This is a genomic window from Actinomycetota bacterium, assembly GCA_005774595.1.
Classification (GTDB): Bacteria; Actinomycetota; Coriobacteriia; order Anaerosomatales; family D1FN1-002; genus D1FN1-002.
Map to the genome: position 1 here is coordinate 1 of VAUM01000026.1, position 8203 is coordinate 8203.

Sequence of the window (8203 nt, forward strand, 5' to 3'; positions counted from 1 at the left end):
GCCGCGGACCCGCCGGCCCACAGCGCGACGGTCCGGTCCTCTCGGCCGATCAGGTAGATGTCGCCGCCGTTCTCGACGATGACGTCGGGCGAGAGCGGCTCGAGCCCTCGCGCGACAGCCTCCGCCACCGCGCCCGCGACCGCGGCCATCGGGCCGACGTTCGCGGTGTGCGCCGCCGCGGCCATCCGCCGCACGACTTCCGGAGCGTCGTCGGACACCTCGACCGGCACGTAGGACTCGGCGAACCGCGGCGACGCCGCGACGAACGCCTCAAGGTCGGCGCGGACGCCCGCCACCAACTCGAGCGCCTCGGCCGACAGATCGCGCCGGGCGCTGATCAGCAGGTCGGTCTCCGCGACGCGGACCCCGAACGACACGAGCCCCGCAGGCGCGACAGTGAGGCGGTAGGTGCGCGGTTCGTACATCATGCCGCGTATCTTCCCCGCGCGCGCGCGGCGCGGCAAGCCACGCGCACGCGGGTCGATGGCCGCCGTCAGCCCGCTCGGAAGCCGTAGCGTGACGCCCGTCACACCGCTATCCTGTGTCGCGGGGGGCGCGGCGCATCCGTCACACGGAACCGAGGGCCGCGGTCGACATGCAGAAGATCCTCAACCTGTTCGTGCACCTCGACACGTACGCGCGGGACACCTACCTCGCGATGGCGCAGTCCGCCTCGAACCCGGCGCTCGCGAGGGTGTTCGAGCAGATGGCCGCCGAGGAGGCCACCCACCTCGAGTGGTGGGCCGAGCTGGTCAACGCCTGGGGGCAGGGACTGATCCCGGACCTGGTGACCGAGAGCGCGGATCTCGACGTGCGGCTCGCCGCCCTTCTCGAGGAACTCGTCGGCAGCACGCCCTCGGACGTCTCGGCGCTGTCCGATGACGAGATGCTGCAGACCGCGACCCGGCTCGAGTACTACATGCTCGATCCTGTCTTCACCGAGGTCATCGACCTCGCAGGCCCGAGCAGCGCGGCGCAGCACCGCGAGGCGTACCAGCGCCACGTCGACCGGCTCGTCGGCGCGGTCGAGGAGCTCTACTCCCCCGACCCGCTCGCGAGCTTCCTCGCACGGATCCTGCGCGAGGCGTGGCGGCAGAACCAGGAGCTGTCCTCGTTCGCGACGCGCGACCCGCTCACCGCCCTGCACAACCGCCGCGGCCTCATGGCGCACTTCAGCCAGTGGGCGTCGTGGGCCGAGCGGTACGACCGGCCCATCTCGGTGCTGCTCATCGACGTCGACGACTTCAAGAACGTGAACGACACCTGCGGTCACACCGCGGGCGACACCGTGCTCGTCGCGGTCGCGAACGTGTTGCGAGGCGCGCTGCGGGGTTCCGACATGGTCGCGCGCTACGGCGGCGACGAGTTCGCGATCGTCGCACCGGAGACCGCCGGGGACCAGATCGAGCCGATCACGTCGAGGATCCTCGAGCGGGTGGCGGCACTGACGATCGGATGCGACCAGGTGCCCTCGGTCACGGTGAGCATCGGATGCGCGTGGACATCGGGGCCGAACGCGTCTCGGGCCACCGATGCGCTGTTGTCCGCGGCCGACCGGAGCCTTTACGACGCCAAGCACAAGGGTAAGAACCGCGTCGGGGACGTCATCGCCCTCTAGCGCCGGACGGCCCATCGAACTCGGAGCGACCCGTGGCACGCCCCACCTGCAACCGCTGTCCCCACATGCGCTGCCGAGGCGAGAGCATCGTCCGGCGCGACGGCATCTCCGAGCTCGCGCACGCGCTCGAGGCGGGGGGCCGCGACACGCAGCCGGTACTGCGACTCTACTGCTGCCATGCAGTGAGCATCGCGGCCGCCGAGGCGGCCGGCACCGACGTGCGGCACGAACTCATCGTCGAGCCGGTCGACGGCGTCGACCACGTGTGCGGCTCGACCGGGACCGCGCGTATCGCCGAGTACCGCGACGCGGTCAGCCTCGACGAGATAGGCGAAGTCCCGTCGCCGCCCTGGTGCGGGCTGCCCGGGTAGCCGTCGGCCGCGCCGGAAGCGCGCGTCAGCCCCGCGCCCGCTCGCCCGCGTGGTAGCTCGACCGCACGAACGGGGCGCTCGCGACCGCCTCGAACCCGGCCGCGTACGCGGCCCGTGCGAGCCGCGCGAACTCGTCCGGCTCGGCGAAACGCTCGACCGGGAGGTGCGCGGCGCTCGGCCGCAGGTACTGCCCGAGCGTCAGCATCGTGCAGCCCGCCGCGCGCAGGTCGGCGATCGCATCGACGACCTCGCCCTCCGTCTCCCCGAGACCCAGCATCAGCCCGGACTTCACCGGCATCCCGGGCCGGCGCCCCGCCGCGCGGGCGAGCACGCCGAGGCTGCGGTCGTAGTCCGCGCCCCGGCGCACGCGCGCGGTCTGCGAACGGACGGTCTCGAGGTTGTGGTTGAACACGTCGGGCGCCGAGTCGACCAGCGTTCCGAGCGCCGCCTCGTCGCCGGCGAAGTCGCTCACGAGCACCTCGACGGCGGCGTCCGGCGCCGCTCCCCGGATCGCCCGGACCGTGGACGCGACGTGCGCCGCACCTCCGTCGGGAAGGTCGTCGCGGGTCACCATCGTGACCACCGCGTGCCGCAGACCGAGCCGCGCGACCGCCTCGGCGACGCGCACGGGCTCCCCGTCGTCCGGCGCGGCGGGCGTGCGTGCCTCGACGGCGCAGAACGGGCAGCCGCGGGTGCAGGCGTCACCGAGCACGAGGAACGTCGCGGTGCCCGCAGAGAAGCACTCGCCGCGGTTGGGGCAGCGCGCCTCGGCGCAGACCGTGTGCAGCCCGAGCTCAGCGACCACCGCGTCCGTGTCGGCGAAGCGCCCGGGGTGCGCGACGGGTCGCCGCAGCCATGGCGGCAGACGGCGCGTGGCTGGCGTGGTGCCGTGCTCGTACGCCACGCGCGCTTCAGTCCCGTCTACACGCCGCACTTGCCGGCCGCGTCGGCTGCGGCGGCGCGGACGACCTCGGAGACGGTCGGGTGCGCGTGCACCGTCTCGGCCAGATCGCGCACGGTGATGCCGTGACGCATCGCGACCGCGACCTCGTGGACGATCTCCACCGCATGCGGACCGACGATCTGGCAGCCGACGATGCGGCCGGTGCCCTTCTCGGCGACCATCTGGACGAAGCCGTCGCTCTCACGCTCGGCCAGCGCCTTGCCGTTGCCCGTGAACTTCATCACCGACTGGACCGCGTCGACGCCGCGCTCCTTGGCCGAGTCGCGCGAACTCCCGACGACCGCGACCTCGGGGAACGTGTAGACGCAGGCGGGGATGCAGTCGTAGCGCACGGTCTCGTGCGCCGAGGCGCCGGACAGCTCGGCCACCGCGTTGCGCGCGGCGGCGACGCCCTCCTCCTCGGCGACGTGCGCGAGCATCATCCCGCCGATCAGGTCGCCGATGGCGTAGACGCCGGGCACGCTCGTGCGGAAGTGCTCGTCGACCTTCACCGCGGCGCGGTCCATCTCGATGCCCGCCTCCGGAAAGCCGAGGCCTTCGGAGAACGGCTTGCGGCCCACGGCGCTCATGACCACGTCCGCCTCGAGCAACGTGCCGCTGCGCAGGTCCGCGTACATGCGCTCGTCGAGCCGGTCGACCTTCTCGACCGCATCGGCAAGCCGGAACTCGACGCCGAGGGCCTCGAGCGCCTCCTGCGCCGCGCGCGCGACGCGGCGGTCGTTGCCCGGCAGCACCTGGTCCATGAGCTCGACGACGGTCACGCAGCTGCCGAGCGTGGCGTACACGCACGCGAACTCGAGCCCGATGACCCCGCCACCGATGATGACGACGCTCTTGGGGATGTCGGTCAGCGCGACGGCGTCGTCGCTGGTCCACACCCCCTCCATGCTGTGATCGATGTTCGGCAGGCGGAAGACCTCGGAGCCGGTGGCGAGGATCACCGCGTCGCCTTCGAGGACGACCGTGCCCCCGCTGTCGGGGACCACCTCGACGGTCCGCGGACCGGTCAGGCGTCCCTCGCCGGCGACGACCTCGACCTTCAGGCGGCGCGCCGTGCCCTCGACCTGGCCCACCAGCTCGTCGACGACCGCTTCCTTTCGCGCGCGCAGCGCCGGCACCTCGACGGTGGCGACCGCCCCGGTCAGCCCCAACTCCTCGGCGTGCGCCGTCTCGCTGACGACGCGCGCGGTGCGCAGGATGGTCTTGGTGGGGATGCAGCCCTTGTTCAGGCAGGTGCCGCCGAGGCGCTCACGCTCGACGAGCACGACGTCGGCGCCGAGCCGCGCCGCCTCGAACGCCGCCGAGTAGCCGCCGGGACCTCCGCCGAGGACGACGATTCGCATGGTGGGGACCCTTCCGTCGGGCGCCTGCGGCATGGGTCGTCCCCGCCGCTCGGCAGAACTGTCGCGGGAAGGCGGGCCGACGCGCGCCCTTCACCGCGAGCGTCGGAGATTCTAGCACTACCCCGTTCGCGCTCCGGTTGCGACGCGGGCGCTACAGTCCGGCGCCCGCGAGGATCTCAGGCACGGCCGCGTCGAGCCCGAGCGGCATGACGTGGACCCCATCGGCGACCTCGCGGATCGCGCGGACCTGCTCGACGGCGAGCGCGATGGCTTCGGCCTTCGGGTCAGCCGCGCCGCGGATGCGCGCGCCGACCTCCTCGGGAACCATCAGCCCCGCGAGCTTGTCATTGATGAAGTCGACCACCCGCGGACTCCTGAGCAGCAGCACGCCGGCGATGACCTTGACGCCGTGCGGCCGCAGCGCCGACACGGCGCGCTCGAGCTTCGCGATGTCGAACACCGCCTGCGTCTGGAAGAAGCGCGCGCCGGCGGCCGCCTTCTCGACCGCGCGGTCGAGCTGGACCTCCCACGGCTCGGCCTCCGGGAAGATCGCCCCGCCGAGGTAGAAGCCGGTTCCGCCATCCAGATCGCGGCCCATCATGTCTCGGCCGGCGTTCAGCTCCGACGCCACGGTGAGCAGCTGCGTCGAGTCGAGGTCGAACACGCCCTTGGCTTCCGGGTGGTCGCCGCCGCGCGGGTCATCGCCGGTCACCATGAGCACGTTCTCGAGGCCGAGCGTCCACGCCGCGAGCAGGTCCGACTGCAAGGCGAGGCGGTTGCGGTCCCGGCAGGTCTGCTGGAAGATCGGCTCCACGCCGCGGTCGAGCAGGACGCGCGACGCAGCGAGCGACGAGAGGTGCAGCGCCGCGCCCTGGTTGTCGGTGACGTTGAGCGCGAGGCAGTGCGGCGCCAGGATGTCGACGGACGCCAGCATGGCAGACAGGTCGGTGCCGCGCGGGGGCGCGACCTCGCCGGTGACGACGAACTCGCCGCGCTCGAGAGCGTCGCGAAGGCGGCTCACGGGCGGTCGCCGCCCTCGCCGGCGTCGCGCAGGTTCACCGCTCCGGGCTTCTGCTTGCGGCTGTGATCCTTGGGCGGCACGGCGCCCGCGCGCGAGCGGCCCTGCTCGGCGAGGCGCGCGCGGATGCGCACGTGCGTGCACTCGCGGTCGCGCAGGACCTCGCACTTCCCGTCCCACATCCCGCCGCACGGCCCGTTGAGCAGTCCTTTCGGACAGGTCGTGACCGGGCAGATGCCGGCGGTGCGGTCGAGCACGCAGTCGCCGCACATCTGGCAGCGCTCCTCGAACACTCCGTGCCGGATCACGTTGCCGAGGAACGCGCTCTCCAAGCCCGGGAAGACCGGCTTGCGCACCGAGTCGGCCACCGTCTGCACGCCCGCGCCGCACGCGAGCACCACCACGGCGTCGGCCGCCTCGATGTCGCCGGAACGCTTGCGGGTCTCCAGGCGCGTGCCACCGAGATGGCACGTCACGTCGCCGACCGCCCATCCCGTGACGGTATGGCCGTGCTGCTCGAGGACGGCCTTCGCCTGCAGCAGCTCCTTCTCGCCGCCCGTGTGGACGACCGTTGCGCACTGGCCGCAGCCCATCAGGAAGACCGAGCGCGCGCCGACCTCCTCGAGGTTGCGCAGGATGCGCTGCCAGTCGCGAGGCTTCGTGATGATCATGACCGCGACCTTCCGTCCCGCGCCGAGCGCACCGCCGCCACGGCCGCCTCGACCGCGCGCACGCAGCCGGGGGCATCGTGAGCGTAGCCCAGCCCCATGCTGTGCGCCCAGTCCTCGGTCACGACCGCACCGCCGACGAGCACCGGCACTCCCGGCGAAGCAGCCTCCACGGCCCAGGCCGATGCCTGCATCGCCGGCAGCGTCGTCGTCATCAGCGCCGACAGGCACACGACGTCGGCATCAGCCGCCGCGGCGGCCACCGCCTCCGGCGGCACGTCCACGCCGAGATCCGCCACCGCGAAGCCGGCGCTCTCGAGCAGCGAGATGCAGATGTCCTTGCCGATGGAGTGGACGTCGCCCTTCACGGTCGCGAACGCCACCCGGCCCGCCGGCTCGGAAGCGCCCGGCGGCAGGTACGTCTTCGCGCGCGCGACCGCGGCCTTCATCGCCTCGGCCGCCACGATGAGCTGCGGCAGGAACGCCTCGCCGCGCCCGAACGCGTCGCCGAGCCCCTGGATCGCGGGCGTCAGCACGCCGGCGATCACGTCCCCCGGGGCCGCCCCCGCGGCGACCGCCGCGTCCACGAGCCCCGGAGCCGCGTCGGCGTCGCCGCGGAGCACGGCGGCGGCCAGCCGGGCCTCGACCGCGCCGCCGTCATCGTCCGCGCCCGCATCGCCCGGCTCGCCGCCGCCGTGCGCGCCGGCCAGCGCGGCCTCGTACGCGTCGTCCCAGGCCGCCCACGCCTGCCCGGGCCGCGCTGCGCCGGCGCCGGCGGCCCGGGCCTTGTCGGCCAGCCGCACCGCCTCGGCGACGACGGGGTCGCCCGGGTTCACGATGGCGGCATCCAGCCCCGCCTCGGCGGCGGCCGCGAGGAACGCGGCGTTCAGGCGGCCGCGCAGCGGCAACCCGTGGCTGACGTTGCTCACGCCGAGCATCGCCGCGAGACCGCGCTCCTTCACGCCCGCCAGCGCGGCCACCGTCACCCTCGGCGCACCGGCGTCGGTGGCCGCGGTCATCACAAGGGTGTCCACGATCAGGTCCTCGTCGCGCAGGCCCGCCTCGTGCGCACGCGCGCATACGCGGTCCACGATCGCGAGCCTGCCGGCCGCTTCGTGCGGGATGCCCGCGTCGTCGAGCGCGAGCACCACCACCGCCGCGCCGTAGCGCGCGGCCAGCGGCAGCACCGCTGCCATGGACTCCTCGCCGCCGTTGACCGAGTTCACGAGCGCGCGGCCCGGGTAGACGCGCAGCGCGCGCTCGAGTGCGGCCGGATCCGTGGTGTCGAGCACGAGCGGCAGGTCGGTCACGCCGGCCAGCGCCAACGCGGCCGCGGGCAGAGCCTCGGCGGCGTCCACGCCCGCCGCGCCCACGTTCACGTCGAGCGCCGCGGCGCCCGCGTCGGCCTGCTCGGCGGCGAAGCGGCGCACGACCGACATCGAGCCTTCGCGCAGCGAGTCGGCCAGCTCGGGCTTGCCGGTCGGGTTGATGCGCTCGCCGATGACCGCGATCGGCCTCCCTGCGCCGACGCGTACCCACCCGCGCGGACCAGCGAACCCCACGCCCGCGGGCGTCTCGCGCGGCGCTACGGCGCGCTCCTTCGCGAAGTCCGCTATCGCGCCGGTGAACGCCGGCGACGACCCGCAGCACGACCCGACCACGGACGCGCCCGCGTCGACGAACCGCGCCGCGTACGCGCCCATCTCGTCGGGCGTGCCGGGGAAGACGGTGTTCCCGTCGGCGTCGAGCACCGGCAGGCCCGCGTTCGGCTGAACGACCACCGGCACGCTGCACGCGCGCGCGAGCCGCTCGACGAGCGGCAGCATCTGCTCAGGTCCGAGCCCGCAGTTGATGCCGACCGCGGCCGCGCCGCACGCCTCGAGGACGATCGCGGCCTCCTCGGGGCCGGTGCCCGACAGGTCCGTGCGCCCGTTCGCGCCGAACGTCACCGTCACGAACACCGGCAGGTCCGTGACCGACCGCGCCGCGAGCAGCGCGCACCGAGCCTCGGCGATGTCGGTCATCGTCTCGATGATGAGCGCGTCGGGCCCGGCGGACGCGAGCGCGGCCGCCTGCTCGGCGAAGACCTCGAAGACCTCGTCGAACGCGGCACCGCCGAGCGGTGCGAGCACGAGGCCGGTCGGCCCGATGTCACCCAGCACGTGCGGCGAGCCGCCCGCGCGCGCGAGGCGCACGCCGGCGGTGTTGAGCTCGGCGACCC

8 protein-coding genes and 1 pseudogene (1 of these 9 cut by a window edge) are annotated in these 8203 nt (G+C 73.7%); 2 read left to right on the forward strand and 7 right to left on the reverse strand.

The window, feature by feature from the left end; genetic code table 11:
* Nucleotides 1-428 (reverse strand): UPF0280 family protein (locus FDZ70_02130; protein TLM80096.1); only part of this gene is annotated, 428 nt, incomplete at its 3' end.
* Nucleotides 429-595: 167 nt separating this feature from the next.
* Here FDZ70_02130 and FDZ70_02135 point away from each other — a divergent pair.
* Both FDZ70_02135 and FDZ70_02140 read left to right on the forward strand, forming a co-directional pair.
* Nucleotides 596-1618, forward strand: coding sequence for a diguanylate cyclase (locus FDZ70_02135; GenBank protein TLM80097.1), 1023 nt, complete (start codon nucleotides 596-598; stop codon nucleotides 1616-1618).
* Nucleotides 1619-1650: 32 nt separating this feature from the next.
* On the forward strand, nucleotides 1651-1989 hold the full coding sequence (locus FDZ70_02140; GenBank protein ID TLM80098.1) for a hypothetical protein: 339 nt from the start codon (nucleotides 1651-1653) through the stop codon (nucleotides 1987-1989).
* Nucleotides 1990-2014: 25 nt separating this feature from the next.
* Here FDZ70_02140 and lipA read toward each other — a convergent pair whose 3' ends face one another.
* The 6 genes and pseudogenes from lipA to FDZ70_02170 form a co-directional block, all read right to left on the reverse strand.
* A complete protein-coding gene (lipA, locus tag FDZ70_02145; GenBank protein TLM80099.1) occupies nucleotides 2015-2893 on the reverse strand; it encodes a lipoyl synthase in 879 nt (292 codons plus the stop codon).
* A gap of 17 nt (nucleotides 2894-2910) precedes the next feature.
* Nucleotides 2911-4329, reverse strand: coding sequence for a dihydrolipoyl dehydrogenase (gene lpdA / locus FDZ70_02150; GenBank protein TLM80100.1), 1419 nt, complete (start codon nucleotides 4327-4329; stop codon nucleotides 2911-2913).
* Nucleotides 4330-4447: 118 nt separating this feature from the next.
* The gene (locus FDZ70_02155; GenBank protein ID TLM80101.1) at nucleotides 4448-5506 is read right to left on the reverse strand and encodes a 5,10-methylenetetrahydrofolate reductase; all 1059 of its coding nucleotides are present in this window, start codon (nucleotides 5504-5506) and stop codon (nucleotides 4448-4450) included.
* Nucleotides 5314-5985 carry a 5,10-methylenetetrahydrofolate reductase gene (locus FDZ70_02160; GenBank protein ID TLM80102.1) on the reverse strand — a complete coding sequence of 224 codons (672 nt, stop codon included), beginning with the start codon at nucleotides 5983-5985 and terminating at the stop codon, nucleotides 5314-5316. The genes FDZ70_02155 and FDZ70_02160 overlap by 193 nt, the downstream gene beginning before the upstream one ends.
* Nucleotides 5982-8144 carry a methionine synthase gene (locus FDZ70_02165; GenBank protein TLM80103.1) on the reverse strand — a complete coding sequence of 721 codons (2163 nt, stop codon included), beginning with the start codon at nucleotides 8142-8144 and terminating at the stop codon, nucleotides 5982-5984. The genes FDZ70_02160 and FDZ70_02165 overlap by 4 nt, the downstream gene beginning before the upstream one ends.
* Nucleotides 8134-8203 (reverse strand): annotated as a pseudogene (locus tag FDZ70_02170) (hypothetical protein); it runs 266 nt beyond the window's last position. The gene FDZ70_02165 and the pseudogene FDZ70_02170 overlap by 11 nt, the downstream one beginning before the upstream one ends.